26 protein-coding genes are annotated in these 25,885 nt (G+C 69.3%); 16 read left to right on the top strand and 10 right to left on the bottom strand.

Annotated elements, in window-relative coordinates:
* Nucleotides 1–215 precede the first annotated feature (215 nt).
* The 3 genes from AC1DMQ_RS07180 (at nucleotide 216) to AC1DMQ_RS07170 (ending at nucleotide 3,706) form a co-directional block, all read left to right on the top strand.
* Nucleotides 216–2,096 carry a ribonucleoside-diphosphate reductase subunit alpha gene (locus AC1DMQ_RS07180; RefSeq protein ID WP_477032864.1) on the top strand — a complete coding sequence of 627 codons (1,881 nt, stop codon included), beginning with the start codon at nucleotides 216–218 and terminating at the stop codon, nucleotides 2,094–2,096.
* 180 nt (nucleotides 2,097–2,276) lie between these two features.
* Nucleotides 2,277–3,269, top strand: a complete 993-nt coding sequence (locus AC1DMQ_RS07175) for a lipid A-modifier LpxR family protein (RefSeq protein ID WP_477032863.1) — start codon at nucleotides 2,277–2,279, stop codon at nucleotides 3,267–3,269.
* A 104-nt stretch (nucleotides 3,270–3,373) separates the two neighbouring features.
* Complete coding sequence (locus AC1DMQ_RS07170) at nucleotides 3,374–3,706, top strand: FmdB family zinc ribbon protein (RefSeq protein ID WP_477032862.1); 333 nt, start codon at nucleotides 3,374–3,376, stop codon at nucleotides 3,704–3,706.
* On the opposite strand, the gene AC1DMQ_RS07165 is transcribed toward AC1DMQ_RS07170, so the two are convergent.
* From AC1DMQ_RS07165 to AC1DMQ_RS07150, 4 genes are all read right to left on the bottom strand, one after another.
* Complete coding sequence (locus AC1DMQ_RS07165) at nucleotides 3,696–5,021, bottom strand: patatin-like phospholipase family protein (protein ID WP_477032861.1); 1,326 nt, start codon at nucleotides 5,019–5,021, stop codon at nucleotides 3,696–3,698. The genes AC1DMQ_RS07170 and AC1DMQ_RS07165 overlap by 11 nt on opposite strands.
* A 22-nt stretch (nucleotides 5,022–5,043) precedes the next feature.
* Nucleotides 5,044–5,757 (bottom strand): PAQR family membrane homeostasis protein TrhA, encoded by a 714-nt coding sequence (gene trhA / locus AC1DMQ_RS07160; RefSeq protein WP_477032860.1) that lies wholly within the window; start codon nucleotides 5,755–5,757, stop codon nucleotides 5,044–5,046.
* 79 nt (nucleotides 5,758–5,836) lie between these two features.
* On the bottom strand, nucleotides 5,837–6,607 hold the full coding sequence (locus tag AC1DMQ_RS07155; protein ID WP_477032859.1) for a sulfite exporter TauE/SafE family protein: 771 nt from the start codon (nucleotides 6,605–6,607) through the stop codon (nucleotides 5,837–5,839).
* A gap of 191 nt (nucleotides 6,608–6,798) precedes the next feature.
* Entirely contained in the window at nucleotides 6,799–7,473 is a 675-nt protein-coding gene (locus tag AC1DMQ_RS07150) for a glutathione S-transferase family protein (RefSeq protein WP_477032909.1), read from the bottom strand.
* Nucleotides 7,474–7,609: 136 nt separating this feature from the next.
* Here AC1DMQ_RS07150 and AC1DMQ_RS07145 point away from each other — a divergent pair, with 136 nt between their 5' ends.
* The 3 genes from AC1DMQ_RS07145 to AC1DMQ_RS07135 all read left to right on the top strand — a co-directional run bounded on the left by AC1DMQ_RS07145 (nucleotide 7,610) and on the right by AC1DMQ_RS07135 (nucleotide 10,618).
* A complete protein-coding gene (locus AC1DMQ_RS07145; RefSeq protein WP_477032858.1) occupies nucleotides 7,610–8,650 on the top strand; it encodes a ribonucleotide-diphosphate reductase subunit beta in 1,041 nt (346 codons plus the stop codon).
* Between the two features lie 86 nt (nucleotides 8,651–8,736).
* The gene (locus tag AC1DMQ_RS07140) at nucleotides 8,737–9,609 is read left to right on the top strand and encodes a 2-dehydropantoate 2-reductase (protein WP_477032857.1); all 873 of its coding nucleotides are present in this window, start codon (nucleotides 8,737–8,739) and stop codon (nucleotides 9,607–9,609) included.
* A 136-nt stretch (nucleotides 9,610–9,745) separates the two neighbouring features.
* Nucleotides 9,746–10,618 (top strand): glycoside hydrolase family 16 protein, encoded by an 873-nt coding sequence (locus tag AC1DMQ_RS07135; RefSeq protein ID WP_477032856.1) that lies wholly within the window; start codon nucleotides 9,746–9,748, stop codon nucleotides 10,616–10,618.
* A 28-nt stretch (nucleotides 10,619–10,646) separates the two neighbouring features.
* On the opposite strand, the gene AC1DMQ_RS07130 is transcribed toward AC1DMQ_RS07135, so the two are convergent.
* Both AC1DMQ_RS07130 and AC1DMQ_RS07125 read right to left on the bottom strand, forming a co-directional pair.
* Entirely contained in the window at nucleotides 10,647–11,066 is a 420-nt protein-coding gene (locus tag AC1DMQ_RS07130) for a DUF6491 family protein (protein ID WP_477032855.1), read from the bottom strand.
* Between the two features lie 86 nt (nucleotides 11,067–11,152).
* On the bottom strand, nucleotides 11,153–12,412 hold the full coding sequence (locus AC1DMQ_RS07125) for a dicarboxylate/amino acid:cation symporter (RefSeq protein ID WP_477032854.1): 1,260 nt from the start codon (nucleotides 12,410–12,412) through the stop codon (nucleotides 11,153–11,155).
* A gap of 198 nt (nucleotides 12,413–12,610) precedes the next feature.
* On the opposite strand from AC1DMQ_RS07125, the gene AC1DMQ_RS07120 reads away from it, so the two are divergent.
* Nucleotides 12,611–14,065, top strand: a complete 1,455-nt coding sequence (locus AC1DMQ_RS07120; RefSeq protein ID WP_477032853.1) for an AMP nucleosidase — start codon at nucleotides 12,611–12,613, stop codon at nucleotides 14,063–14,065.
* Nucleotides 14,066–14,231: 166 nt separating this feature from the next.
* On the opposite strand, the gene AC1DMQ_RS07115 is transcribed toward AC1DMQ_RS07120, so the two are convergent.
* Nucleotides 14,232–14,981, bottom strand: coding sequence for an alpha/beta fold hydrolase (locus AC1DMQ_RS07115; RefSeq protein ID WP_477032852.1), 750 nt, complete (start codon nucleotides 14,979–14,981; stop codon nucleotides 14,232–14,234).
* A 77-nt stretch (nucleotides 14,982–15,058) separates the two neighbouring features.
* Here AC1DMQ_RS07115 and AC1DMQ_RS07110 point away from each other — a divergent pair, with 77 nt between their 5' ends.
* The 5 genes from AC1DMQ_RS07110 (at nucleotide 15,059) to AC1DMQ_RS07090 (ending at nucleotide 20,300) form a co-directional block, all read left to right on the top strand.
* Nucleotides 15,059–15,622 (top strand): hypothetical protein, encoded by a 564-nt coding sequence (locus AC1DMQ_RS07110; RefSeq protein WP_477032851.1) that lies wholly within the window; start codon nucleotides 15,059–15,061, stop codon nucleotides 15,620–15,622.
* Nucleotides 15,623–15,680: 58 nt separating this feature from the next.
* Nucleotides 15,681–16,454, top strand: a complete 774-nt coding sequence (locus AC1DMQ_RS07105) for a tyrosine-protein phosphatase (RefSeq protein WP_477032850.1) — start codon at nucleotides 15,681–15,683, stop codon at nucleotides 16,452–16,454.
* 229 nt (nucleotides 16,455–16,683) lie between these two features.
* On the top strand, nucleotides 16,684–18,123 hold the full coding sequence (locus AC1DMQ_RS07100) for an MFS transporter (protein WP_477032849.1): 1,440 nt from the start codon (nucleotides 16,684–16,686) through the stop codon (nucleotides 18,121–18,123).
* 54 nt (nucleotides 18,124–18,177) lie between these two features.
* Nucleotides 18,178–19,518 (top strand): aminodeoxychorismate synthase, component I, encoded by a 1,341-nt coding sequence (gene pabB / locus AC1DMQ_RS07095; protein WP_477032848.1) that lies wholly within the window; start codon nucleotides 18,178–18,180, stop codon nucleotides 19,516–19,518.
* Entirely contained in the window at nucleotides 19,515–20,300 is a 786-nt protein-coding gene (locus AC1DMQ_RS07090; protein ID WP_477032847.1) for an aminotransferase class IV, read from the top strand. The genes pabB and AC1DMQ_RS07090 overlap by 4 nt, the downstream gene beginning before the upstream one ends.
* Here the strand turns inward: AC1DMQ_RS07090 and AC1DMQ_RS07085 are convergent.
* The 3 genes from AC1DMQ_RS07085 to AC1DMQ_RS07075 all read right to left on the bottom strand — a co-directional run bounded on the left by AC1DMQ_RS07085 (nucleotide 20,290) and on the right by AC1DMQ_RS07075 (nucleotide 21,896).
* Nucleotides 20,290–20,829: a TadE/TadG family type IV pilus assembly protein gene (locus AC1DMQ_RS07085; protein WP_477032846.1), complete on the bottom strand. Its 540-nt coding sequence runs from the start codon at nucleotides 20,827–20,829 to the stop codon at nucleotides 20,290–20,292. The two genes, AC1DMQ_RS07090 and AC1DMQ_RS07085, sit on opposite strands and share 11 nt — an antisense overlap.
* A complete protein-coding gene (locus AC1DMQ_RS07080; protein ID WP_477032845.1) occupies nucleotides 20,826–21,389 on the bottom strand; it encodes a TadE/TadG family type IV pilus assembly protein in 564 nt (187 codons plus the stop codon). The genes AC1DMQ_RS07085 and AC1DMQ_RS07080 overlap by 4 nt, the downstream gene beginning before the upstream one ends.
* An 87-nt stretch (nucleotides 21,390–21,476) precedes the next feature.
* Nucleotides 21,477–21,896, bottom strand: coding sequence for a pilus assembly protein N-terminal domain-containing protein (locus AC1DMQ_RS07075; protein ID WP_477032844.1), 420 nt, complete (start codon nucleotides 21,894–21,896; stop codon nucleotides 21,477–21,479).
* A 312-nt stretch (nucleotides 21,897–22,208) separates the two neighbouring features.
* Here AC1DMQ_RS07075 and AC1DMQ_RS07070 point away from each other — a divergent pair, with 312 nt between their 5' ends.
* The 4 genes from AC1DMQ_RS07070 to AC1DMQ_RS07055 all read left to right on the top strand — a co-directional run bounded on the left by AC1DMQ_RS07070 (nucleotide 22,209) and on the right by AC1DMQ_RS07055 (nucleotide 25,876).
* A complete protein-coding gene (locus AC1DMQ_RS07070; protein WP_477032843.1) occupies nucleotides 22,209–22,394 on the top strand; it encodes a Flp family type IVb pilin in 186 nt (61 codons plus the stop codon).
* Between the two features lie 142 nt (nucleotides 22,395–22,536).
* Entirely contained in the window at nucleotides 22,537–23,055 is a 519-nt protein-coding gene (locus AC1DMQ_RS07065) for an A24 family peptidase (protein WP_477032842.1), read from the top strand.
* A gap of 197 nt (nucleotides 23,056–23,252) precedes the next feature.
* Nucleotides 23,253–24,140, top strand: coding sequence for a Flp pilus assembly protein CpaB (cpaB, locus tag AC1DMQ_RS07060; RefSeq protein WP_477032841.1), 888 nt, complete (start codon nucleotides 23,253–23,255; stop codon nucleotides 24,138–24,140).
* Nucleotides 24,137–25,876: a type II and III secretion system protein family protein gene (locus tag AC1DMQ_RS07055; protein WP_477032840.1), complete on the top strand. Its 1,740-nt coding sequence runs from the start codon at nucleotides 24,137–24,139 to the stop codon at nucleotides 25,874–25,876. Before cpaB ends, AC1DMQ_RS07055 begins: the two co-directional genes overlap by 4 nt.
* The last annotated feature ends 9 nt before the right edge of the window (nucleotides 25,877–25,885 follow it).

The raw sequence follows: 25,885 nt of genomic DNA, 5'->3' as shown, positions 1-25,885 counted from the left end.
CGTGCAACCCCTTGATGATGCCCAGCATCTTCCCGGACACCGTTGTTCGTTCACAGCTTGTTAAGAAAAAACTCGCCCGCGAGGCGCATCTCGTCGTTGACGAGTCATTAGCCACTGTGGCCCCATATGTGGGCTGAGGGGGCTCCTCGGCCACAAGATGTAGCGGCTGGACGGGACGTTCCCTTTTCCGGAACACGCTGATTGATTATGGATTTTTGATCATGAACGGCAGTGAAGCGGCGAAGACGACGGCTCTCCCCCTGGTCCGCACCGGCGGCATGAAGGCTGAACGTCCGAAACTGGCGCTGGTGCGCAAGGTCGAGGTCGATCGCTCGCGCGACGCCCTGCTGACCGATTTCGGCAAGACCACCCTGGAAGACCGATATTTGCTGCCCGGCGAATCCTACCAGGACATGTTCGCCCGCGTGTCGACGGCCTTCGCCGACGACGCCGACCACGCCCAGCGCGTCTACGACTACATGAGCAAGCTGTGGTTCATGCCGTCGACCCCGGTGCTGAGCAACGGCGGCGCCGAGCGCGGCCTGCCGATCAGCTGCTTCCTGAACGCCGTCAGCGACAGCCTGGACGGCATCCTGGGCGTCTGGAACGAGAACGTCTGGCTGGCGGCCAACGGCGGCGGCATCGGCACCTACTGGGGCGGCGTCCGGTCGATCGGCGAGAAGGTCAAGGGCCAGGGCCAGACCAGCGGCATCATCCCCTTCATCCGCGTGATGGACAGCCTGACCCTGGCGATCAGCCAAGGCTCGCTGCGTCGTGGTTCGGCGGCCGTCTACCTCGACATCCACCACCCGGAAATCGAAGAGTTCCTGGAGATCCGCAAGGCGTCGGGCGACTTCAACCGCAAGTCCCTGAACCTGCACCACGGCATCTCGATCACCGACGAGTTCATGCACGCCGTCCGCGACGGCCACAAGTTCGGCCTGCGCTCGCCCAAGACCAACGAGGTCCTGCGCGAAGTCGACGCCCGCGCCCTGTGGCAGAAGGTCCTGGAGCTGCGCCTGCAGACCGGCGAGCCCTACCTGATCTTCTCCGACACCGTGAACCGCGCCATGCCGCAGCACCAGCGCGAGCTGGGCCTGAGCGTGCGCCAGTCGAACCTGTGCAGCGAGATCATGCTGCACACCGGCGTCGACCACCTGGGCAACGACCGCACGGCCGTCTGCTGCCTGTCGTCGGTCAACGCCGAGACGTTCCTGGAATGGCGCGACCATCCGATGTTCATCGAGGACATCATGCGCTTCCTCGACAACGTCCTGCAGGACTTCATCGACCGCGCGCCGGACGCCGCCGCCACGGCCGCCTACGCCGCCATGCGCGAGCGTTCGGTGGGTTTGGGCCTGATGGGCTTCCACAGCTTCCTGCAAAGCCAGAACGTGCCGTTCGAGAGCGCCCTGGCCAAGAGCTGGAACATGCGGATGTTCAAGCACCTGCGCCGCGAGGCCGACAAGGCGTCGATCACCATCGGCGAGGAAAAGGGTCCGTGCCCGGACGCCGCCGACCGCGGCTCGATGGAGCGCTTCTCGCACAAGCTGGCCATCGCCCCGACCGCCTCGATCTCGATCATCTGCGGCGGCACCAGCGCCGGCATCGAGCCGATCCCCGCCAACATCTACACCCACAAGACCCTGTCGGGCTCGTTCGCGGTGAAGAACCCCTACCTGGAGAAGCTGCTCGAGGAGAAGGGCCAGAACACCGACGCGGTCTGGGGTTCGATCCTGGAGAACGAAGGCTCGGTCCAGCACCTGGACTTCCTCAGCCAGGACGACAAGGACGTCTACAAGACCGCCTTCGAGCTGGATCAGCGCTGGGTGGTCGAACTGGCCGCCGACCGCACGCCGGAAGTCTGCCAGAGCCAGTCGGTGAACATCTTCCTGCCGGGCGACGTCGACAAGTGGGACCTGCACATGCTGCACTGGCAGGCCTGGGAGCGCGGCGTGAAGTCGCTGTACTACCTGCGCTCCAAGTCGGTGCAACGGGCGTCCTACGCCGGTTCCGACGTCGCGGTGGCGGGGCCCGTCAACGGCTTCGACGCCCCGTCCAAGACCGACTACGAGGAATGCCTGGCCTGCCAGTGAGCCGGCCGGCGCCAGACCTTAAGAATTCCTGAAAATCAAGGGCGTCGCGGGCCTCCGCGACGCCCTTTTTCGTCCGGAACCATACTCAGTGCGAAATGTTCATGACGTGGGGTTTTGTCCCATGGACGCCGTTCGAATTCCGAGTAGGCTTTTCATGGGGAAAGGGTTCTGGGGACCGGAATGCGTGCTTGCACGGCATTTGCTGCGGGATTGGGTCTGAGCGTCCTGGCCATCGCCACGGCGCAGGCCCAACCGAGTCGGTCCGCCAAATCGTCCAGTCCTGCAGATAGGGCGTCTTCCGCCGCCCGCAAGGCCCCGCCCAGCTTTGTCGTCGACATGCGCGCCGCCCGCGCCGCGACCCCCGTCGACCTCGGCGTCCACAACGTGCGCCCCGCCGCCTCGGTCGGTTTCGCCGAGGCGCCCGCCGCCCGGACCGAGCGCGCCAGCGATCCCAGCTTCGCGCTCTCGCCCGCCGGCGCCTATGGCGACGCGGCCCTGCTCGACGCCAACCGCTATTACGAGGGCCGCGGCGCGGTCAATTACCGGTCCAGCGCCGTCGTGGTCGGCGAGGGCGCGCACGCCGTCGACTCGGTCCGCATGTCGGTGGCCAGCGTCGCGCCGGCCGGCCGGACCCGGCCGCTGGCCCTGGTCCGCCCCGACGAGGACAGTTTCGAGGATCGCGACGTCGACGTCACCGTCACTCGCGGCTGGCCGGCCGCCGTCTCGGTCGGCGCCGGCAAGTACGCGCTCGATGTCACGCCGCACGCCGGCTTGGGCTTCGGCGGCGCCGGCGGCTCGGCCGAGGCCGGCGCCACGGTGCGCTTCGGCAAGAAGATGGGAAACCAGGTCGTTGACTCTCTGGGCGTCCAGGACGGCCGCCAGTTCGGTCAGCGGGGACGCTGGTACGTGTTCGCCGCCGCCAGCGGCCAGGCCGTGGGCATGAACATGCTGCGCGGCAGCGAGGGCGACTGGAGCGGGGCCGGCGTCACGTCCGACGCCAGCAGCAAGCTGGTCGGCGACGGCCAGGCCGGCGTCGCCTGGCGCAAGGGCCCGATGCAGGCCTCGTTCGGCTATGTGCACCGCAAGATCAAGGCCAAGGACGTCATCATGGGCATGGCCACCCAGAAGGACGAAATGCTGGCCTTTTCGTTCAGCCTGCGGCCTCACTGGTAGGACGTCTGAGCCGGCGTGATACGCTCGGCGCTTGAGTTTCGGGCCCAGATCATGCAGCTAGCGCCCTTGACCCGCCAAGCCCTTCACCCGAGCCATCAAGCGCCATGAGCGACAGCGAGCCTCCTCGCCCCCGCAAGATCCTGAGCCTGAAGAGCGGCGTCGCCGCGCCGGGCGGGCCGCCGCCGCTGGAGCGCATCCAGCGTCCGGCCGGGCACAAGCGCGTCGTGGTGATGGCGCCCGAGCCCCCGCCCCCGCCGCCGGCTGTCGGCGACTTCAAGTGCAAGCCGTGCGGCACGCGCTTCGATCCGCCGGCCGAGCTGGCCGACGAGGACTCGGTGCGCTGCCCGTCGTGCAACGCCCGGCTGGGCCTGGCTTCGGACTTCCGCGCCGTGCCGCCGAACGTCGACAAGCTGCGCGCCCGCTACCTCAAGAAATAGGCTCTTCCCGGTCGGACACGACGCCCAGCTCGGCGGAGGTTCCCTCCGACAGGGCCAGGCCCGTCGTCGGCGCCAGGATGGGATCCTTGACCGTCCGCCCGCGCGGCGGCTGGCGCTTGAACAGGCCGCGCCACAGGGGCTCGGGCGTCGGGATGGCGCTGGACCACAGCTGACCGCTGATCGCCAGGGCCTCGGCGTCGTCGAAGGTCCGCTTCATCAACGCGGTCTCGAACTTCATCATATTGAAGCCCGAGAAGCTGACCGGGATCGAGGCCGACCAGAGCGGCAGGTTGTGGCGGGCGCAGAAGCCGGCGGCGACGCTCAGCGCCTGGCGGTACGAGAACCGCAGCATGGTCTCGAAACTGCGCCCCATGATCGAGGTCACGCCCGGCGGGGTGGTGCGGGGCGAGGGGTCGAGCACGGTGTTGAAGATCACATAGACCCGGCCGCGCCGCAGGCGCTGGCCCAGCTCGCGCCAGCGCAGCAGGGCGTCGGGCATCAGGAACAGCGGCGCGGCGATGCCGCCGTCGGCGTGCATCTCTTGGTAGTGGGTCATCCCCCCATGGCCGTCGGGGGCCTCGACGTCGATGAGCTTGGGCGGGAACAGGCCGGGCAGGGTGGCCGAGGCCACCAGCACCTCGCGGAACAGCCGCACGGCGTCGTCGCCGCCCTGGGTGGCGATCGCCCCCATGTCCCAGATCGTGACCTTCTGGCTGTCCAGATTGGTGGTGGCGATCAGCAGGCGGCGGCCCTTGGCGTGTTCGCGGGCCACGGCCGCGATCATGTCCAAGTCGATGAACGGCGAAACCAGCCCGTCCAGGCCGTCCCCCCTGAACAGGCTGGGACCCAGGCCGGGGCCCAGGCGCTTGAAGCTGAGCAGGTCGGCCGCGTGGCCGCCGACATAGGCGTCGGCCAGGCGCTCGTCCCACTCCGAGCCCAGGAAGGCGAAGGGGGCGATCAGGGCGCCGGTGCTGACGCCGGTGACGATGGCGAACTCCGGACGGGTCCCGGCCTTGGTCAGGCCCACCAGGGCGCCGGCCCCGAAGGCGCCGCCGGCCGCGCCGCCCGACAGGGCCAGGATGTTGAAGTCGTCGCGGCCCAGCAGCGGCCGCAGCGGGGCCAGGCGGTCGGCGACGTTGCGCAGGGCCTCGTCGGCCTCGTCGACGCTGAGCCGCACGCCGGGAAAGCCGACCGCCTCGACCGTGCTGTCGGCCTGGGTCAGCGGCGCCGGCAGGCGCTTGCCGCGCTGGCCGTTGGCGGCGCGGTCCCAGAAGAAGGTCTGAGCGGTCTTTTTGGAGTCCGGCGGGGTGTTCAAGGCTAGCCCAATTTACGCAAGGTCAGGGGTGACCACTCGAGGCCAGGACCACCCCGACCAGCACCGCGGCGTAGTGCAGGCCGGCGCCGCCGATCACGTGACCGTGCCAGATCGCCCGCCGGAACTTCAGCCGCTTCATCAGGTAGAACACCGTACCTGTCGAATAGATCACGCCACCAAGCGCGAGCAGCAGCAGGGCTGCCCAGCCCATGCCGGCGATCATCGGCTTGACGGCCACCAGGACCAGCCAGCCCAGGGCCAGGTAGAGGCCGACCCAGAAGCGCTTGTCCAGGCCGGGCAGGAACAGCTTGGCGGCGACGCCGACGCCGGCCACCGACCAGACGGCCGTGGTCATGCCGATCGCCCACCAGCCGTGCAGGTTCTGGGTGGTGAAGGGGGTGTAGGACGCGGCGATCATGATGAAGATGCCGGCGTGGTCGAAGCGGCGCAGCAGCGGCCGCCAGCGGGCCTTGGCGAAGTTGTAGGCGGTCGACAGCGACAGCATGGTGATCAGGCCCACGGTGTAGACGCTGATCGCCGCCACCTGACTCAGCGAGCCCAGGCCGAACGCCAGGCCCAGCAGGATGCCGCCGCCCAGCAGGGCGCAGGCCAGGCCGGCCAGATGCACCACCAGGTCGGCGCACTTGGCGCCGGGCGTGGGATAGTGCGTGGTCGGAGGGATCGCCGGAACCGGCGCCGCGTCCGCAACCGGAATGATGCTGGTCGTCTCGCTCATGGCCCCACTCTACGCTCAATCGGTGACATATAAACGCCGATCATCGTGGCGGCGAAAGGGCGTTGGACGCATCTATCGATCAGCCCAGCAGGCCGTGCGCCCCGTCCCAGGCCAGCTTGGCGCCCACGGCGATCAGCAGCACGTAGATGACCTTGTAGAAGCCCTCGGCCGGCACGCGGCGCACCAGCCAGACGCCCGCCCAGGTCGAGGCCAGGGCCAGGGGCAGCAGCACGGCCGCCGTGGTCAGCACCTGGGGCGTGAATTGGCCGAGCGCGATATAGGCCGGCACCTTCATCCAGTTGACGGTGGCGAAGAAGATGGCGCTGGTGCCGATGAACACGTCGCGCGGCAGGCGGCGGGGCAGGACGTAGATCTGGAACGGCGGACCGCCGGCGTGGGCCACCTGGCTGGTGAAGCCGGCGACCGCGCCGCACAGGGCGCCCAGCCAGGGCCGGGCCGGACCGGCCTCGATCGTCTGGGCGACCTTGACCGCCCGCTCGGCCCACAGGCGCTGCAGCGAGAAGGCGATCGAGATCAGGCCGATCGACAGTTCGACCGCCGCGACGGAGACCCGGGCCGCCAGCAGCCAGCCCAGGAAGATGCCGACCGCCGCCGCCGGCAGCATCAGGATCAGCAGGCCCTTGTCCCAGGTCTTGCGGAACGACCAGACGCTGACGACGTCCTGGGCCAGCAGGATCGGCAGGGTGATCGCCGCGGCCAGCACCGGCGAGATGACCAGCGCCATCATCGGCACCGCCACCACCCCGATCCCCGCGAACCCGCCCTTGGCCAGGCCCAGCAGGATCACCGCGGGAATGGCGACGGCGTAGAACAGGGGATCGGTCAGCATGGCCGCTGCTTAGCAGGATCATGGGCGGTTTCCCAAGGGGCGGTGCGGCGACCACTTGCCCCCTACGGGTCGCTTCGCGACCGTCTTCCCCCACAGGGGGAAGAGGACGCCGTGCGACGGTCCTCCGCCCCCTATGGGGGCGGACAGACCGCGCAGCGGTCAGGTGGGGGGCAAGTGCTAGCGGGCAGGGCTCAGGTTCCCGCCGCCCCGTTGCTCTCCCACCCGTCCACGAACGGGAACCGCTCTGCCCAGAAGTCCGCCAGCCTGGGATCGGCGTCCACCCGCCGCACCACCTCGCTCATCCGCGGCGCCACCTCGTAGAACCGCTTGCGGCGCGAGCCCCAGCGGCTCACCACGGCGACATACAAATCCAGGACCGTCAGTTCGTCACCCAGCAGGTACCGGCCCGGCGTCAACTGACTCTCCATCATCGCCCAGCACTCGGCGATGCGGTCGGCCGTCGCCGCCTTGATCCTCGCCCCAGCCTCGACGTCCGGCCCCGCCAACCGCGAGGGATCGTCCCGCACCCAGAACAGCGAGTAGATCGAGGCCGGCACGAACACCATCCAGCGCAGGAACTGGCCGCGCAGGGGCGAATCGAGAGACGGAGCCAGCCGCGCTTCAGGATGCCGGTCGGCCAGCCAGATCAGGATGGCGGCGCTCTCGGTGATCGTCTCGCCGTCGGGCGTGACCAGGGCCGGGATCTGTTTCAGCGGATTGACCCCCGCCACCTTGGCCTGCTGGGCCGCGCCTTCCCAGGTCGGCGCCTCGATCACGGTGTAGGGGCGCCCCAGAAGCGTCAAAACAGCTTCGACCGGCACGGACCCCGAGCCAAGCGCGCCATAGATGGTGTAAGCTTGATTCATCATTCGTTACCCAATTCGCCCACAACATGTTGTGTGCTGCGACCATCTGGCCACTAGATGCGGCCGTGGGAGCCCGATACCAAAAGACTGTAATCGTCCGTCCGATTCGTGTCCGCCTGCCCTGGAGCCGCTCTCGATGTCCGCCAAGCTTGCCACCCTGCCCGGCCTCCTGACCCCTTCCGGCGCCTACAAGCCCTTCCGCTACCCGTGGGCCCACGAGTTCTGGAAGAAGCAGCAGCAGGTCCACTGGATGCCCGAGGAAGTGCCCCTCGGCGAGGACCTCAAGGACTGGGCCGTCAAGCTGAACGATAAGGAACGGAACCTGCTGACGCAGATCTTCCGCTTCTTCACCCAGTCGGACATCGAAGTCGCCGACAACTACATGGAACGCTACGGCCGGGTCTTCAAACCCACCGAAGTGAAGATGATGCTGTCGTCGTTCGCCAATATGGAGACCATCCATATCGCGGCCTACGCCCTGCTGCTTGAAACCATCGGCATGCCGGAGAGCGAATTCGGCGCGTTCATGGAATACCAGGCCATGCGCGACAAGCACGACTTCATGCAGAAGTTCGGCGTCGAGACCAACGCCGACATCGCCCGCACCCTGGCCATGTTCGGCGGCTTCACCGAAGGCCTGCAGCTGTTCGCCTCGTTCGCGATGCTGATGAACTTCCCGCGCTTCAACAAGATGAAGGGCATGGGCCAGATCGTCTCGTGGTCGATCCGCGACGAGAGCCTGCACTGCGAAGGCATCATCAAGCTGTACCACGCGTTCAACGCCGAGACGAAGTGCGTCACCCCCGAGGTCGCCGCCGACATCGTCGAGTGCTGCAAGAGCGTGGTGATCATGGAGGACGCCTTCATCGACCTGGCCTTCGAGGCCGGCGAGATCCAGGGCATGACCCCTCACGACATCAAGCAGTACATCCGGTTCATCGCCGACTGGCGCCTGCGCCAGCTGCACCTGCCGGAAGTCTACGGCATCAAGGAAAACCCGCTGCCCTGGCTGCAGTCGCTGCTGTCGGGCGTGGAGCACGCCAACTTCTTCGAGGCCCGGGCCACGGAATATTCGAAGGCCGCCACCCAGGGCCAATGGCACGGCGCGGAGGGCGTGTGGTCGAGCTTCGACGACATGCTCAAGAAGCGCTCTGAGAACACCCTGCCGGCAGAATAAGAGCAGGCCAAAAGAAGCAGGGAAGCCGGGGATAACATGCCGCCGCCCTCGAAAGGGGGCGGCGTTTCTTTGTTCGGAGTTTGACTATGCGGGTAGCGGTGATCGGACCTGGCGCGGTGGGCGGCGTGATCGCCGCGTGGCTGGCCCAGAACCCGGACCTGACGGTCGAGGTCTGCGCGCGCACCGCGTTCGACCGGCTGGAGGTCGAGACGCCCGGCGGGCCGCTGACGGCGACGCCGCGCGTGCTGACGGCTCCGGACCAGGCGTCTTCGGTCGATTGGGCGATCATCACCACCAAGACCTATGACGCGGCCGCCACCGGCGCGTGGCTGGACCGGCTGGTGGGCGCGGGAACCCGTGTGGCGGTGTTGCAGAACGGCGTGGAGCACGTCGAACGCTTCACGCCCTATGTGGACGCCGAATGGATCACGCCGGCGGTGGTCGACATCCCCGCCGAGCGCAGCGCCCCCGGCCGCGTGCGCCAGCGGCGCGACGGCACGATCCTGGTGCCGCAAGGCGAGGCGGGCGAGGCCTTCGTGTCGCTGTTCGCCGACACGCCGATCCAGGTCGCCACGACGCCGGACTTCAAGACCGCCGCCTGGAAGAAGCTGGCCCTCAACTGCGCCGGGGCGGTCAACGCCCTGACCCTGAAGCCCTCGGGCGTGGCTCGGCGCGAGCCGATCGCCGACATCATGCGGGCCCTGGTCGGGGAATGCGTGGCGGTGGGCCGGGCCGAGGGCGCCGACCTGCCGTCCGACCTGCCCGACACCGTGGTCGAAGGCTATCGTTCCGGACCGGCCGACGGGGTCAATTCCCTGCACGCCGACCGCGCGGCGGGCCGGCCCATGGAGCTGGACGCCCGCAACGGCGTGATCGTCCGCCTGGGCGCGCGGCACGGGATCGCCACGCCGGTCAACGCCATGGTGGTGGCGCTGCTGGAGGCGGCGGCGGAGGGGTGACGGTGTCATCCCGGAAACGGCGAAGCCGTTATCCGGGACCGCCGGAAGCGCCGCGTTCACGCGTCGGTCCCGGATCTTCGCGCTGCGCGCTCGTCCGGGATGACAGTTCTGGTAGGGTCGCCAGCGGGAGGACATCATGAAACACGCCGCGCCCCTGGCCCTGGTCGCCAGCCTGCTGCTCGTCGTTCCGGCCGCCGCCCAGGACTGGAAGCCGGTCTGGACCGACGCGTTCGACGGCTCGGTGCTGGACCTGTCGAAATGGTCCTACGCCGAGGACTGCGGCGGCGGCGGCAACAACGAGCGGCAGTGCTACACCGCGTCACCGGCCAATGTGTCGGTGCGGGGCGGGGTGCTGCGCCTGACCGCCCTGCGCCAGGCGACGACCGGCCTCGCCGATCCCTGGAGCGGCTCCAAGGCGACCCGCACCCTAGACTACAGCTCCGGCAAGATCGTCACCAAGGGCAAGGCGTCCTGGCGCTACGGCCGCGTCGAGGTCCGCGCGCGCGTCCCGGGCGGCCAAGGCGTCTGGCCGGCGATCTGGATGATGCCGGAGACCGGAGTCTACGGCGGCTGGCCGCGCTCGGGCGAGATCGACATTCTCGAGACGATCAATCTGGGCGCGCCCTGCGAGACCTGCGCGGGCGGGCGCGAGAACCGGATCTTCGGCACGATCCATTTCGGCGAGGACGGCGGGGCGGGTCATCGCCACCACGGCGGCTCCATCGCGCCGGCGCCGAGCGCCGACGGCTTCCATGTCTATGCGGTCGAATGGTCGCCGGGCGAGATCGTCTGGCTGGTCGACGGCCAACGCTACTTCCGGGCGGGCCCCGAGGACTGGAAGCCGGCGAACGGCGAGGCGGGAGCCGCGCCGTTCGACCAGCCGTTCCACCTGATCCTCAACCTGGCCTTCGGCGGGGCCTGGCCCGAAGGCGCCAACGCCAAGGGCGTCGACGACGCGGCGCTGCCGGCGGTCATGGAGGTCGATTGGGTGAGGGTCAGCCGGCGCTGAGCGCGCCGGCTGGTCTCGTCTCGATCGCTTACGGCCGGTCCTTCTTGGGGATCGCCGCGATCTCTTCCTTGGACAGCTTGGTGATCTTCTTGGCCATGATCGGCATGGCCATGCCGTAGCCGTCCGACACCCGCAGGTCGAGGTCGAGCGGGCCGCAGACCGTGTCGACGCCGCGCACGATCGACACCAGGTGCACGCCCGGCGAGGTCAGCATGCTGGTGCCGTGCGACAGGTCCACCTGATAGACGTCGCGATTGCGGACCTTCAGATACAGGGTGTCGCGGTCGGGGGCGCTCCAGTTGTCCCAGTCGGACAGCGCGAAGCAGGTGCGCGCCGGGCGGGGCTTGGCTTGAGCGTCGGGCGCGGCCGGATCGGCGAGGGCCGGAGCGGCGGCGGCCAGCAGGACCGTCGACAGCAGACCGGCCCGGATCATGGATTTGGCGTTCATGTCAGTCTTCCTAAACACGTCAGCGCGTCCCCAGGGGAGAGATTGGTCCTCTCCCCCCCGAAGTCAATCGGCGACGCTTGCGGGTTTCAGGCCTTGGCGGGCTCGACTTCGGGCTCCGGATCGTCCAGCTCGCCTTCCCACTTGGCGACGACGGCGGCGGCGACCGAATTGCCGACCACGTTGGTGGCGCTGCGGCCCATGTCCAGCAGGTGGTCGACGCCCAGCACCAGGGCGATCCAGGCCTCGGGCAGGCCGAAATAGGTGAGGGTGGCCATGATCACCACCAGCGAGGCGCGCGGCACGCCGGCGATGCCCTTCGACGTCACCATCAGCAGCAGCAGCATGAAGATCTGCTGCTGGACCGACAGGTGCACGCCGTGCGCCTGCAGGATGAACATGGTGGCGAAGGTGCAGTACAGCATCGAGCCGTCGAGGTTGAACGAATAGCCCAGCGGCAGGACGAACGAGACGATGCGGCGGCGGATGCCCAGCTTGGGCAGGGCGTCCAGGATGCGCGGATAGGCGGCTTCCGAGCTGGCGGTCGAGAAGGCCAGCAGGGCCGGGTCGCGGATCGCGCCGAACAGCGGGACCACCCGCTTGCCCAGCACCAGCCAGCCGGCGATGAACAGAAGAAGCCACAGCGTGCCCATGGTGGCGTAGAAGCCGATCACGAACTTGCCGTAGACCACCAGCATCGACAGGCCCTGGTCGGCGATCGTCGAGGCCAGGGCGCAGAAGATCGCCAGCGGGGCCAGCTTCATCACGAAGCCGGTGACCTTGAGCATGATCTGGGCGCCCTGCTCGGCCAGCTCCAGGATGTGCGGGGCCTTGTTGTCGAGCGAGGCGACGGCGGTGCCGACGAACAGCGAGAAGACGACGATCTGCAGGATCTCGTTCTTGGCCATGGCGTCGAAGATCGAGGTCGGCACCAGGTGGGTCAGGAAGCCCTGCAGGGTGAAGGTCTCGGTCGAGGCGGCGGGGGCCTTGGCGGCCAGGTCGGCGGCTTCGTTCAGCACCAGGCCCGCGCCGGGATGCAGCAGGTGCACCATCAGCAGGCCCAGCAGCAGCGAGACGGCCGAGGCGCTGATGAACCAGCCCATGGTCTTGGCGCCGATCCGGCCCACGGCGGCGGCGTCCTCCATGTGGGCGATGCCGGCCACCAGGGTGGTGAACACCAGCGGGGCGATGATCATCTTGATCAGCCGCAGGAACAGGTCGGTGCCCATCTTGAACCACTTGACCGCTTCGGCGGTCTGGGTCGGGTCGAGATACTGGTTGCAAGCCCAGCCGACCAGGACCCCGAGGACCATGGCGGCGATGATCAGGAAGGCGAAACGTCTATTCATGGGCTCCCCCGACGAGCGCGGGGCTCGTGCGAATTGGTCGAGGCTTTGGGGGCAAGCTTTCCGCCCGCGCGCCCGTCGCCTTGGTCGTTACGACCCTTGTGGCCGACGAAATCGGCTTCGTCCATGCCCCAGGGCCCATGGCAAGCCCACTTCCGGCGTTAGCCTAGAAATGCCCGCGGAACGCTGATATAGGGCGCCATGTCAAACCAAGAAAAAGCAATCGCCGTCGTTGAGCAGCTCAACGTAGAATACGAACGCGCCGTCGACGCCCTGCGGACCGCGCTTCGCGCCTATCTCGAAACCGGAGCCCGCCCCGACCCGCAGACGCGGTTCGACGGCACGTTCGCCTATCCGGAACTGCGCCTGATCTACGATCCCGAGGCCCTGCCGCCCAAGCTGGCGCGCTCGTACGCCCGGGTCAGCCGGCCCGGCGTCTACGCCACCACGATCACCAAGCCCAACCAGTTCAAGGACTACCTGGTCGAGCAGCTGACCCTGCTGCTGAACGACTTCGAGGTCGAGATCGAGATCGACCGGTCCAGCCAGGAGATCCCCTATCCCTACGTGCTGGACGCCACGATCGACCTGAACCAGGCCGACGTGCGCAGCGAGGACATCGCCCGCTTCTTCCCGACCACGGACCTGGCCTTCATCGGCGACGAGATCGCCGACGGGGTCTGGAACCCGGCGATGGAGGAGGCCCGACCGCTGGCCCTGTTCGACGGCCTGCGCACCGACTTCTCGCTGGCCCGCCTGCGCCACTACACCGGCGCCCCGGCCGAGCACGTCCAGCAGTTCATCCTGTTCACCAACTACCATCGCTATGTCGACGAGTTCGTGCGCTGGGGCATCGAGCAGCTGGGCCAGGAAGGCAGCCCCTACGAGGCGCTGTCGTGCTCGGGCGGCCTGATGATCACCGCCAACACCGCCAATCCCGAACTGGCGGTGGCCGAGTCGACCTGGCGCAAGCACCAGATGCCGGCCTACCACCTGATGGCCCCCGGCGGCCGGGGCATCACGCTGGTGAACATCGGCGTCGGCCCATCCAACGCCAAGACCATCTGCGACCACCTGGCCGTGCTGCGCCCGCAGGCCTGGCTGATGATCGGCCACTGCGGCGGCCTGCGCGACACCCAGACCATCGGCGACTACGTGCTGGCCCACGCCTATCTGCGCGACGACCACGTGCTGGACGCCGTGCTGCCGCCCGAGATCCCGGTGCCGTCGATCGCCGAGGTCCAGCGCGCCCTCTACGACGCCGCCAAGGCGATCAGCGGCGACTCGGGTGATCAGCTCAAGAAGCGCTTGCGGACGGGCACGGTGGTCACCACCGACGACCGCAACTGGGAACTGCGCCACAGCCTCTCGGCCCTGCGCTTCAACCAGAGCCGGGCCGTGGCCATCGACATGGAGTCGGCGACGATCTCGGCCCAGGGCTACCGCTTTCGGGTGCCGTACGGGACGCTGCTCTGCGTCTCCGACAAGCCCCTGCACGGCGAGATCAAGCTGCCGGGCCAGGCCAACGCCTTCTACGAGCGGGCCATCAGCCAGCACCTGCAGATCGGCATCCTGACCTGCAAGCTGCTGCTGGAAGAGGGCCCGAACCTGCACTCGCGCAAGCTCCGGGCGTTCGACGAGCCGCCGTTCAGGTGATGGGTTTCAGGGGGCAGGTGGCTCACCCACTTGCCCCCACCTGACCGCTTCGCGCGGTCTGTCCGCCCCCAAAGGGGGCGGAGGTTTGCCGCCGCACAACGTCCTCTTCCCCCTGTGGGGGAAGACGGTCGCGAAGCGACCCGTAGGGGGCAAGCGTTAGCCGCCTCTAGTCCTTCAGAAATTCCGTAATCACCTCCGCCAACGCCGGCTCCATCACCGCGCTCAGGTGGTCCCCCGGAACCCGCGCCCCGCGCGCGTTCCCCATCATCCCCGCCAGCCGCTCGACCGAGCCGTTGTCGTCGTCCCGCTGCCCCGCCACCACCAGGGCCGGCGCGTCGATCGCCGCGATCTCCGCCGCCGACGTCGCCGCGAACGAGGTCAGCACGCCCAGCATCGCCTCCGGCTTCAGCCCGCCCGCCGCCATCATCGCGTGGACCCGCCGGCCGGCCCGGGGGTCCTGGGCCGCGTCGCCGTTCCGGATGCCGTCCTCGAACATCGCCGCCCGCGCGCCGGCCGCCATCAGCCCGCTGTCGCCCATGCCGCCCAGCACCAGCTTCCTGGGCCGCGCCCCGCGCACCAGCATCCGCACGGCCGTGCGCGCGCCCAGCGAATAGCCGACCAGGTCGTAGTCCTTCAGGCCCAGGTGGGCGATCAGCGCTTCCTGGTCCATGGCCAGCACGTCGCGCGGCCAGGCGGCGGGATCGGTCGGGGCGTCCGAGCGGCCGTGGCCGCGCAGGTCGGGAGCGATCACCCGGCGGCCCGTCGCGGCGACGGCGGCGGCGATCCCCGGCAGGAACCAGTTGGTCTCGGCGCTGGCCAGGAAGCCGTGCAGCATCAGGGTCGGCCAGCCCTCTCCAAGCGTGCGGTAGCCCAATGAGACGCCGTCGAAGCTCTGGAAGCGGTGCAGGTCGGTCATCGCGGCACAGTGGCGCGGCCGGGGGCGAACGGTCCAGTCTCTTGACGTCGCGCGGCGGCGTCGCGCAACCTCCGGTCATGGCCAGATACGTTCTCCCCATCGCCCTGTGTGTCGCCGCCGCCGCGTTCGTGGGCGTGGGCTTTGCTTCCGACATGATGGACGACCTCGCGCCCAAGGTGGCGCGGTCCAGCGCCGTCGCCGCCGTGCGCGACGTCTGCTTCGCCCCGGGATCGCACCGCGCCATCCTGCGCGAGGCGCGCCGATCGGACGGCCAGAGCGTCGGCGACGACGCCGTCCCGACCCTCGTGCGCGGCAACGGCGCGATCGACTGGCAGGTGGTCAAGCGGGTGAGCCTGGACGGCCGGCCGGCGTTCATCGCGGTCGGCGAGCTCGGCGGTACGTCGATGTGCCGGGTCTATTTCCAGCAGGACGACGCCCAGGCCATGGCCCGCGCGCTTCCCGGCCAGACGGTCCTGGGCGCGCCGCTGGGCCGGCCCGACGACCAGGGGACCCTGACCCAGCCGGCCGGCTGGCCGTTCGTGGGCTGGCATCTCGACCGCAACGGCGGCTGGAGCGCGGTCGCCTACGCCCACGATCCGCACTCGGCCTGGCGGCAGGTGGAGGTCACGCGCGGGACCTGATGGCGATGCCGTAACGGCCGTCTCGCTTTCGTCACCGCGCGGCGCTAACAAGCCGGCCATGACCCGTCATATCGTCCTGCAAGGCGTCGAGAACTTCCGCGATTTCGGCGACTACGCCGCCGGCGAGGGCCGGCTGAAGAAGGGCGTGCTGTTCCGCGCCGCCCACCAGGCCGAGGCCACCGACGACGACCTGGCCGCCATGGCGGGCCTGAACCTCCGCACCATCGTCGACCTGCGCCGTCCCAACGAGCGCCAGCGCGATCCGTCGCGGCGCTGGGAAGGCTTCGCCGCCGAGGTGATCGACAACGACCTGGGCGTGACCGGCGAGGATCCCTGGCACACCTTCCTGCGGGACTCGGACCTGTCGGTGGAGTCGATCCACGGCTACCTGGTCGACTACTATCGCCGGGCCCCGTTCGCCGAGCGGCACCTGGACCTGTTCCGCCGCTACTTCCAGGCCCTGGCCGCCGGGCGCGGTCCGGTGCTGATCCACTGCGCGGCGGGCAAGGACCGCACCGGCCTGCTGGCCGCCCTGACCCATCACGTGGCGGGGGTGGGCGACGACGACATCGTCGACGACTACCTGCTGACCAACAGCGAGGACTTCTTCGCCCGTCGCGCCCCCCGGATGGCCGACCGCCTCGAGGCCGAGCTCGGCCGCCGCCCGTCCGACGCGGCCATGCGCGCGGCCCTGGGCGTCGAAGCCGAGTACCTGGCCACGGCGATCGCCGAGATGAAGGCCCGGTACGGCTCGCTCGACGGCTACCTGGAACAGGCGCTCGGCCTGGACGCGGCGGGGCGCGAGGCGGTGCGGTCGCATATCCTGCTCTGAGACCCTTCTCCCCTTGCGGGAGAAGGTGGCCTGCGAAGCAGGTCGGATGAGGGGTTGAAAGCCCTGTCCGGACAGTTCTGAGAGACCCCTCACCCGTCGGCCTTCGGCCGCCACCCTCTCCCGCAAGGGGAGAGGGCTCATCAACGGGGCGTGACAAACGCTCGTTTCAAAGCCACGCTCCGCCCAAGCCGCCGCGCAGACGACGGCCCTGTTAACAGGGTGGAACCGCATGAGTGAGTTCTCGGCCGCCGCGGCGGTCCCAGCGAGCGGCGAGCCCGTCGCCCCGCTGAAGTCGGGCCTGCCGCGCGGCGCCCTCGCCTGGATCCTGCAGCAGGGCGCGCGCGACCCCTATGTGATCCTGATCACCATCTACATCTTCTCGCCCTACTTCTCGCGGGTGCTGGTCGGCGACCCAGTGGCGGGCCAGGCCCTGGTGGCCAACATCTCCACGACCTACGGCCTGCTGACCGCCCTGACCGCGCCGCTGCTGGGGGCGATGATCGAGCAGTACGGGCCGCGCAAGCCGATGCTGGGCATCGTGCTGGGGATCATGGTCCCGGCCCTGGTCGCCCTGTGGTGGGCCATGCCGAGCGGCGGCCTGCCGCTGATGGCCACCAGCACGCTGCTGATCGTCCTGGGCCTGGTCTATAACTGGGGCGACGTGCTGAGCAATTCGCTGCTGGGCCGCGCCGCCGGCGACGTTCCCGGCCGCGCCGCCCTGATCTCGGGCCTGGGCTACGCCGTGGCCAACGGCCTGTCGGTGGCCCTGCTGATCTTCATGCTGTGGGGCATGGTGCTGCCCGGCCAGGTCGACTGGCCGGGCGTGCCGCACGCCCCGCTGTTCGGGCTGGACCCGGCCAGGAACGAGCCCAGCCGGATCTCCGGACCCATGGCGGCGGCGGTGATGCTGCTGGGCGCGATCCCGTTCTTCCTGTGGACCCCAGACGCCGTGCGCACCGGCCGCAGCTGGATGACCAGCATGCGGGCCGGGATCGCCATGCTGCGCGACATCTTCGCCAACCTGCGCGGCCACCGCGACGTCGCCGTCTTCCTGGGCGCGCGCATGCTCTACAACGACGGCATGACGGCCCTGCTGGTGTTCGGCGGGCTGCTGGCCGCCGGCCTGATGAAGTGGGGCGCGCTGGAGATGCTGGCCTACGGCATTTCGCTGAGCATCTTCGGGGTGATCGGCGGGCTGGTCGCCCCCTGGCTCGACCGCGTGCTGGGCCCGCGCAAGGCCGTGCAGATCGAGATCGCCGGCTCGCTGGCGGTGCTGGTCGCCACCCTGGGCATGAGCCGCGAGAAGATCCTGTACTTCTGGGCCTACGACCCGGCGGCCCACGCGCCGATCTGGAACGGACCGCTGTTCCGCACCGCGCCGGAGCTGATCTATCTGGGCCTGGGCCTGCTGATCGCGGTGTTCGTCACCGCCCAGTACGCGTCCAGCCGCACCCTGCTGATCCGCCTGTGCCCGCCCGACAAGACCGCGGCCTTCTTCGGGCTGTACGCCCTGTCGGGCACGGCCACGGTGTGGCTGGGCTCGCTGCTGGTGGCCCTGGCCACGGCGATCTTCAAGAGCCAGGTCGGCGGCTTCCTGCCCATCGCGGCCCTGCTGGGGCTGGGGTTCTGCGGGCTGTTTCTGGTGAGGGGCGGCGACCCGGAGACCTGAGCCGGCGGCCCCTAATTCGTAGCTTCCGAGGGCGAGCGGCGGTATCACCCGCCGATGCGTCATGTCGTCCTCATCAGCGCCCCCTGGCGCGACCCGGTCTGGGCCGCGGCCCCCTGGCGGGACGAACCCTTCGCCTGCGCGATGATTTCCGGCGGCCAGGCGGGGCGGTGGTCCTACCTGCTGCGCGAGCCGGACGCGACGCTGGCGGTCACCGCCGACGACCCCCGCGATCCGTTCGCGGCCCTGGCCGAGTTGATCGGACCGCCCCAGGGCATGGACCCCGACGGCCCGCCGTTCCAGGGCGGGGTCGTGGGCCTGGCCGCCTACGAGCTGGGCGACCGGGTCGAGCACCTGGACCTGCCGCGCACCGGCTGGCCCGACCTGGCCTGCGCCCGCTATCCGGCCCTGCTGGCCTTCGACCACCTGCAGCGCCGGGTGCTGGCGATCGGCCGGGGCGGATCGCAGAGCTTCGCGCGGGCCCGCGCCGAGGCGGCCCTGGGCTGGCTGAACGCCGCCTCGCCGGACATGCATGAAGGGACGCTGTGCGACGCCCTGAGCGTCAGCGACGGCGAGGCCTACGAAGCCGCCGTGGCCGAGGTGGTCGAACGCATCGTCGGCGGCGAGATCTTCCAGGCCAACATCGCCCGCGCCTGGACCGGACGCCTGGCCGCAGGCGCCCATCCGTTCGACCTGTTCGCCCGCCTGCGCGCCGACAGTCCCGCGCCGTTCTCGGCCTATCTGCGCCTGCCGGGCCGGGCCCTGGTGTCCAACTCGCCCGAGCGGTTCCTGAAGGTCTCGGGGAGCGACCTGACGATCGAGACCCGGCCGATCAAGGGCACCCGCCCGCGCGGCGCCGACCAGGCCGAGGACGCGCTGCTGATGGCCGAGCTGTCGGCCAGCGCCAAGGACCGGGCCGAGAACCTGATGATCGTCGACCTGATGCGCAACGACCTGGCCCGGGTCAGCCCGCCCGGCAGCGTCGCGGCGCCCGAACTGTTCAAGGTGGAGACCTTCGCCAACGTCCATCACCTGGTCTCGACGGTGACGGGCAAGCTGGCCCCCGGCCTGGCGGCCGCCGACCTGCTGCGCGCGGCCTTCCCGCCCGGTTCGATCACCGGCGCGCCCAAGGTCCAGGCCATGAAGGTGATCGCCGAGCTGGAAACCGCGCGCGGACCCTATTGCGGCTCGCTGTTCTGGGCCGGGGTCGACGGGGCGCTGGAGTCGAGCGTGCTGATCCGCACCGTCGGCCTTGAACAGGATGCGGCGGGATGGCGTTTGGAGGCGAGGGCCGGAGCGGGCATCGTCGCCGACAGCGATCCCCATGCCGAGCGCCTGGAGACCGAAGCCAAGTTCGCCGCCCTGCGCCGGGCCCTGATGGAAGAGCCTCGCGGATGACCTTTCCCCTGGACGATCGCGGGTTGCTGCTGGGCGACGGCCTGTTCGAGACCCTGCTGTGGACCGGCGACGGCTTGCCGCATCTCGACGCCCACCTGTCGCGGATGGCGGCCGGCTGCGAGACCCTGGGCCTTCCCGCCTTCGACCTGGACCAGGCCCGCGCGCTGTGCCTGGCCGCGCCGAACGAGGCGGGGCTGGACGAGGTCCGCGCCGCCGTGCGGCTGACCCTGACGGCCGGCTCGGGCGGTCGGGGGCTGGATCGCCCGGAGGCGCCCGTGCTGCGGCTGGCGGCCAGCGCCGCCGCCGCGCCGCCCGTGACCACGCCGGTCGACCTGGTCCTGGCCAAGACCCGCCGCAACGAGGGCTCGCCCGCCGCCCGGCTGAAGACCCTGTCCTATCTCGACAACGTCCTGGCTCGGGCCGAGGCCAAGGCGGCGGGGGCCGACGAGGCGGTGATGCGCAACAACCACGGCGACCTGACCTGTGCGGCGGCGGCCAATCTGTTCTGGATCGCGGAGGGGCGGCTGTTCACCCCAGCCCTGCATTGCGGCGTGCTGAGCGGCATCGCCCGGGGGCGGGTGCTGGAGGCGGCGCGGACGCTGGACGTCGAGGTCCACGAGGTGGCGACCGGCGCCGAGGCCCTGGACGAGGCCGAGGCGGTGTTCCTGACCAACAGCCTGATCGGCGTGCGGCCGGCCCGGCGTTTCGAGGGCGAGACCTTCGGTCCCCACGCGCTGGTCGAGCGCCTGGCCGACACCGTGCGCGAGGGGGTCAGTTCTTGACCCGGGTCACCTGGTCGGAGAGGCGCGGGCGCAGATAGAAGGTGCGGCGGAAGGTCATGGTCTGGGGGACGATGAGCTTGAACATCGAGTTGAACTCGTAGCTGGCCTTGCTCATGATCACGCTCTGGCTGGCCGGCAGCACCGCGGGCGGGATGGTGATCGGGTCGTTGGCCTTGGGGCAATCGCTCTGCCCGCTCGAGCTTTCCGCCCAGACGACCTTGTCCCTGCCCTGGGCGTCGGAGGCGATGCTGACGATGCACATCTTCAACGAGGACGTCGGGAACGGCGCCATCATCACCTGGCCGGCGACGAAGATGTCGTTCCGGCCGGCGTCGGTGAAGGTCTGCTCGCGCGCCACCACGTCGCCGATCGAGGCGGTCAGGTGGCTCAGGCGCCGCTGGGCCATCATCGCTTCGGTCAGTTCGGCCATGCCGAAATAGAACAGCATCAGCAGCGGCAGGATCAGGGCGAACTCGACGGCCGAAACGCCGCGGCGATCGCGCCAGAAGCGGGAAAGACGGCGGGTCATGTGCATTTGATCGCGACGGGGGTTTCCGAATAGGGCTCGTTGACGAACACGGCCGCGAACATCACCTCGCGATTGCCGTCCGAGCCGCCGACCGCCTCCTGCAGCAGCGGCGTGAAGATCGGCCACTTGTAGTAGCCGCGCACCAGCATGATCGATTTCGGGCCGCCGGTGTCGAAGCAGACGGCGTCGGTCTTGGGCTTGGTCAGGTCCTTGGCCTTGGCGAAGGTGGGCAGGACGCGGACGTCGAGGGTGATCGAGGTTTGGCAGGACGAACCCAGCCAGGACATCTCGTTGCACACCGCCGTGGTGAATTGCGCGCGGGTCGTGGCCTGGTAGTCGCCGGTGCGGATCTTGCGATCGGCGGTCATCATCGCGTTTTCCAGGCTCATCGACACCAGGAAGGTGAGGCCCAGCTCGATGATCGCGAACACCAGGATCAGGAAGGGGATGGCGACGAAGGCGAACTCGATCGCCGCCGCGCCGTCGTCGGCGCGGGTGAAGCGGCGCAGCAGGCCCAGGCGGGCCGGAAGCTGGCGATGGTGTCGGGCTCGATCGGCCATGGCGGCGTCCGCGTCAGCGCCTTTAGGAAACGGCAGGCGGCGCAATCTAGGCCGGGCGTCCCTAATCAGGGGTTTAGGCCGGCGACTTTACGGCGTGGCGGCGGCCGGCGCCGGCGCGGCGGGGGCGGTGGTCGAGCCCAGCAGCGAGCAGCGATCGCCGCAGGCGTAGGTCGCGGCGTTGAGGCCGCGCTGGACCACGACCGCCTGGCTCGGAACGTCGGAGACCACCACGTCGCGGTCGGCCAGGGCCCGTCCACGTCCGTCGAAGGCCAGGACGGTGGTCGCGCCGGCCTTCTTGCCCAGCACCACCAGGGTGCGTTCGTTGATCAGGCTGACGTCGGCCACCGACGGGTCGCCCACCACGATGTCGCGCACCGGGGCGCTCAGCACGATTCGCGCGGCGCTGCCGGCGCTCACCGATAGGGGCGTGGCCGGGCTGTCGGCGAGGGCGGCCGTGGCGGCGGAGAGGCTCAGACCGGCGCAGAGGGCGAGAGTCAGGCGGCGCATGAAGATGTCTTCCCAGGCTTTGTACGCGATGAGATTGCCCCGGAATGGTCAATAAAGAACTAAGCTCGATGCTTGTGTATTCTTTCCGACACTTGAGAAAGCGTTGGCGCACAAGGGGTTTTTCACCCTTTGGCAATGGCATAGTTAAGAGAAGATAATGGTAAACTAAAATAAACCATCGAAAAAATTCGCGAAACTATCCGCTGTTTACTGGGCATTAAGCGAGGTGGGCGAAATTGATCGTGTTTTCGGGGGTGAGCAAGTCGACACGGCTTGAGAGCCCAGATCCACTTACTGACCAGGAGATCCAACATGTCGAAGTTCGTCACCCGCTTCCTGAAAGATGAATCCGGCGCGACCGCCATCGAGTATGGCCTGATCGTCGCCCTGATCGCCGTCGTGATCGCCACGATCGTCACCACGCTCGGCACCAACCTGCGCACCACCTTCGACAACGCCAACAAGAAGGTCGAGGCGGCCAACACCCCCGCCCCGTAAGGCGAGACCTTCCCGAAAAGAGGGCCCCGGCGGAAACGCCGGGGCCTTTTTTTACGTCTGAAGACAGGCGGTTTCCGACCGTTTCAACGATTGCTTCACGCGATTGGCCCAGGGTGGGGCCGATCAACCAGGCTAGGCCGCCATGCAGACCTTTCAGTTCGCCCTGCTGCTCATCTTCCCCGCGCTGGTCGTCGTCGCCGCGCTGAAGGACGCCACCAGCTATACGATCCCCAACTGGATCTCCCTGGCCCTGATCGTCGCCTTCGGGCCGATCGCCTTTATCAGCGGCGCCTCGCTGGCGACCATCGGCGTGTGCCTGGCCGCCGGGCTGATCGCCCTGCTCGCGGGCATGGGCATGTTCGCGGCCGGCTGGATCGGCGGCGGCGACGCCAAGCTGTTCGCGGCCTCGGTCCTGTGGCTGGGCTGGCCCGCGTCCCTGCCGTTCATGCTGACCACCGGCATGGCCGGCGGCGCCCTGACCCTGGGCCTCCTCAGCCTGCGCTCGGGCTGGTTCGAGCCGGTCCTGGCCGGCAGCCCCGCCTGGATCCGCAAGCTGGGCGCCAAGGACGGCGACATCCCCTACGGCGTGGCCATCGCGGTCGGCGCCCTGGCGGCCTTCCCGCAAGGCGCCCTGACCCTGGCCGTCGGCGCCCACGGCTGAGGCGGTCGCGGACCAGGGGCGCCCCGCGTCAGCCTGTCGCGCCCGCCGCCTCGCCTTTCGGAGCGTTGCCTTTAGCCGCTGTTAACCATGGCCGCGCGAGTGTGCGACGCGGCCAGAAGGGCCGTTCGACGATTTGTGCGTGATCGCCTGAAGGCGGCCCGCCTCGACCTGTATCTCCGTCGTTAGAGCCCGGCCGCATGAACCCTCTTCGCGTCATGATCGTTTTGGTCGCCGCCGTCGCGGCCATCGGCCTGGCCGTGGTCATGCAGAAGGCGATGGGCGGCAAGCCCGCGCCCGCGCCGATCGCCGAGGCCGCGCCCTCCAGCAAGCCCATGACCCAGGTGCTGGTCGCCAAGCGCGACCTGGCCATCGGCGACCGCCTGGCCGCCGGCGACGTCGACTGGCAGCCCTGGCCGTCCGACACCGTCAACGCCGCCTTCATCACCAACGGCGCGGCCGCCCCCGTTCCGACCAAGACGACCGCCAAGGCCGCCAAGGCCGTCGGCGACGCGGCCGACCACATGATGGGCGGCGTCACCCCCGAAAAGGCCGTCGAGGGCGCGATCGTGCGCGACCCGATCCTGGCCGGCGAACCCATCACCCCCCGCAAGATCGTCCGCGGCGGCGAAGGCGGCTACCTGTCGGTGGTCCTGGGCCCCGGCAAGCGCGCCATGGCCGTGCCGGTCACCTCCGAGACCGCGGTCGGCGGCTTCATCCTGCCCGGCGACCGCGTCGACGTCATCCAGACCCGCGAGGCGCAGAGCGTCGGCGAGGGCGACGGCGCGTCGGTCAAGCAGATCGTCGCCGAGACCATCATCCAGAACGTCCGCGTCGTGGCGCTCGACCAGAGCACGGCGGCCGAAAAGGACGCCAAGACCATCGTCGCCTCCACCGCCACCCTCGAGGTCGGCCCGATCGAGGCCGAGGCCCTGGCCCGCGCCAAGGCCGGCGGCCCGCTGACCCTGACCCTGCGCGCCTACACCGACCTGGGCGGGCCCTCGGGCCTGGCCGCTCCGTCGCAAGACTCCGCCGTCGTCCGCATCAATCGCGGCGGCCAGACCTCCAGCATCTCGGTTCGCCCATGATCCGCCGGCTCTCATCCGCCTCATTGGCCTCCGCGTCGCTCGCGGCCCTCCTGGTCCTGACGCCGTCGACCGCGGTCCTGGCCGACGGCCCGGCGGCCGGCACCCATCTCTACCGCACGCCGGCCCGCGTCGTGTCGCGCCCCATCGAGACGCCGATCATGGCGCCGCCGGCCGACCAGGTGCTGCGCATCGACCTCACCGCCTCCGGCGCCCAGAGCCTGGCCCTGTCGCGCGGCAAGTCGGCGATCATCGAACTGCCGGTCGACGTGCGCGACATGCTGGTGACCAACCCGGCCGTGGCCGACGCCGTGCTGCGCGGCCCGCGCCGCATCTATGTGCTGGGCATGTCCCTGGGCGCGACCGACGCGGTGTTCTTCGACGCCTCGGGTCGCAAGATCCTGAACCTGGCCATCCGGGTCGAGCAGGACTCCACGGCCCTGGAGGACACCCTGCGCCGCGTGCTGCCCAACGCCAACATCCAGGTGCAGTCGATCCGCGACAGCGTGATCCTGACCGGATCGGTGGCCAACACCGGCGACGCGGGCATGGCCTCGCAGATCGCCGCCCGCTTCGTCGACAAGCCCGACAACGTGCTGAACATGCTGACCATCGCCGGCAAGGACCAGGTGATGCTCAAGGTCCGCATCGTCGAGGTCCAGCGCAACATCATCAAGCAGCTGGGCGTCTCCAGCACCGTGCTGATCAACGACGGCTACAAGAGCTACGGCCTGGGCCAGGGCGCCACGTACGGCGTCAACGGCTCGATGATCGGCGGCGCCGACCTCTGCTACGGCCGCAACAACACCAAGACGACGAACTACACCAACAGCAACGGCTCGACCAACCAGACCGGCTCGAACGGCGGCACCAACGGCGCCTCGTCCAACACGACCGAAACCGTCACGGTGTCGGTCGACCCGGTCACCGGCGGCACGACGACGACGACCGTCACCAACGGGACCGGCGCGTCGAGCGGCACGTCCAACGCCCTGACCAACGCGATCTCGAGCGCGGCCTCTACGGCCTACTCGCTGGCGACCGGCGGCAAGACCAATCTCTGCCTGCAGGCCTTCGAGCGCGTGGGCCTGGTCAAGACCCTGGCCGAGCCCAACCTGACCGTGGTGTCGGGCGAGGCCGGCAAGTTCCTGGTCGGCGGCGAGTTCCCGGTGCCGGTGTCGCAGGACGCGATGGGCCGCATCTCGCTGGAGTTCAAACCCTACGGCGTGGGCCTGGGCTATACGCCGGTGGTGATGTCGGGCGGCCGCATCTCGCTGAAGCTGTCGACCGAGGTCTCGGAACTGACCAGCCTGGGCGCCTTCACCCTGGCCAGCTCCGAGGGCGGCACCAGCCTCAGCGTGCCCGGCCTGACGGTCCGGCGGGCCGAGACCACGGTCGAACTGCCGTCCGGCGGCTCGCTGATGATCGCCGGCCTGCTGCAGCAGCAGACCAAGCAGAACATCGACTCGCTGCCGGGCATGACCAACCTGCCGATCCTGGGCGGGCTGTTCCGCTCGCGCGACTATCTGAACGGCGAGACCGAACTGGTGGTGATCATCACCCCCTACATCGTCGACCCGACCCGGCCCCAGAACCTGCAGACCCCGGCCGACGGCCTGGAGACGGCGGGCGACATGAGCACGGTCCTGCTGGGCCGGCTGAACAAGGTGGTCAAGGCGCCGGCCGGCGCGAACAGCGGGCGCGCTTACCAGGGCCCCGTCGGCTACGTGATCGAGTGAGAACGCGGA

The sequence above is a fragment of the Caulobacter sp. 05L422 genome (assembly GCF_056397765.1).
Note: the sequence above shows the minus strand (reverse complement) of the source record. Positions and strands in the feature narration are given on the sequence as shown.

Bases quoted from the DNA above. Each gene is read 5' to 3' on its own strand.
- AC1DMQ_RS07175 (WP_477032863.1), top strand. From the start codon at position 2,277: ATGCGTGCTTGCACGGCATTTGCTGCGGGATTGGGTCTGAGCGTCCTG.
- AC1DMQ_RS07170 (WP_477032862.1), top strand. From the start codon at position 3,374: ATGAGCGACAGCGAGCCTCCTCGCCCCCGCAAGATCCTGAGCCTGAAG.
- trhA (WP_477032860.1), bottom strand. From the start codon at position 5,757: ATGAGCGAGACGACCAGCATCATTCCGGTTGCGGACGCGGCGCCGGTT.
- AC1DMQ_RS07155 (WP_477032859.1), bottom strand. From the start codon at position 6,607: ATGCTGACCGATCCCCTGTTCTACGCCGTCGCCATTCCCGCGGTGATC.
- AC1DMQ_RS07150 (WP_477032909.1), bottom strand. From the start codon at position 7,473: ATGAATCAAGCTTACACCATCTATGGCGCGCTTGGCTCGGGGTCCGTG.
- AC1DMQ_RS07145 (WP_477032858.1), top strand. From the start codon at position 7,610: ATGTCCGCCAAGCTTGCCACCCTGCCCGGCCTCCTGACCCCTTCCGGC.
- AC1DMQ_RS07140 (WP_477032857.1), top strand. From the start codon at position 8,737: ATGCGGGTAGCGGTGATCGGACCTGGCGCGGTGGGCGGCGTGATCGCC.
- AC1DMQ_RS07135 (WP_477032856.1), top strand. From the start codon at position 9,746: ATGAAACACGCCGCGCCCCTGGCCCTGGTCGCCAGCCTGCTGCTCGTC.
- AC1DMQ_RS07130 (WP_477032855.1), bottom strand. From the start codon at position 11,066: ATGAACGCCAAATCCATGATCCGGGCCGGTCTGCTGTCGACGGTCCTG.
- AC1DMQ_RS07125 (WP_477032854.1), bottom strand. From the start codon at position 12,412: ATGAATAGACGTTTCGCCTTCCTGATCATCGCCGCCATGGTCCTCGGG.
- AC1DMQ_RS07120 (WP_477032853.1), top strand. From the start codon at position 12,611: ATGTCAAACCAAGAAAAAGCAATCGCCGTCGTTGAGCAGCTCAACGTA.
- AC1DMQ_RS07115 (WP_477032852.1), bottom strand. From the start codon at position 14,981: ATGACCGACCTGCACCGCTTCCAGAGCTTCGACGGCGTCTCATTGGGC.
- AC1DMQ_RS07110 (WP_477032851.1), top strand. From the start codon at position 15,059: ATGGCCAGATACGTTCTCCCCATCGCCCTGTGTGTCGCCGCCGCCGCG.
- AC1DMQ_RS07105 (WP_477032850.1), top strand. From the start codon at position 15,681: ATGACCCGTCATATCGTCCTGCAAGGCGTCGAGAACTTCCGCGATTTC.
- AC1DMQ_RS07100 (WP_477032849.1), top strand. From the start codon at position 16,684: ATGAGTGAGTTCTCGGCCGCCGCGGCGGTCCCAGCGAGCGGCGAGCCC.
- pabB (WP_477032848.1), top strand. From the start codon at position 18,178: ATGCGTCATGTCGTCCTCATCAGCGCCCCCTGGCGCGACCCGGTCTGG.
- AC1DMQ_RS07090 (WP_477032847.1), top strand. From the start codon at position 19,515: ATGACCTTTCCCCTGGACGATCGCGGGTTGCTGCTGGGCGACGGCCTG.
- AC1DMQ_RS07085 (WP_477032846.1), bottom strand. From the start codon at position 20,829: ATGACCCGCCGTCTTTCCCGCTTCTGGCGCGATCGCCGCGGCGTTTCG.
- AC1DMQ_RS07080 (WP_477032845.1), bottom strand. From the start codon at position 21,389: ATGGCCGATCGAGCCCGACACCATCGCCAGCTTCCGGCCCGCCTGGGC.
- AC1DMQ_RS07075 (WP_477032844.1), bottom strand. From the start codon at position 21,896: ATGCGCCGCCTGACTCTCGCCCTCTGCGCCGGTCTGAGCCTCTCCGCC.
- AC1DMQ_RS07070 (WP_477032843.1), top strand. From the start codon at position 22,209: ATGTCGAAGTTCGTCACCCGCTTCCTGAAAGATGAATCCGGCGCGACC.
- AC1DMQ_RS07065 (WP_477032842.1), top strand. From the start codon at position 22,537: ATGCAGACCTTTCAGTTCGCCCTGCTGCTCATCTTCCCCGCGCTGGTC.
- cpaB (WP_477032841.1), top strand. From the start codon at position 23,253: ATGAACCCTCTTCGCGTCATGATCGTTTTGGTCGCCGCCGTCGCGGCC.
- AC1DMQ_RS07055 (WP_477032840.1), top strand. From the start codon at position 24,137: ATGATCCGCCGGCTCTCATCCGCCTCATTGGCCTCCGCGTCGCTCGCG.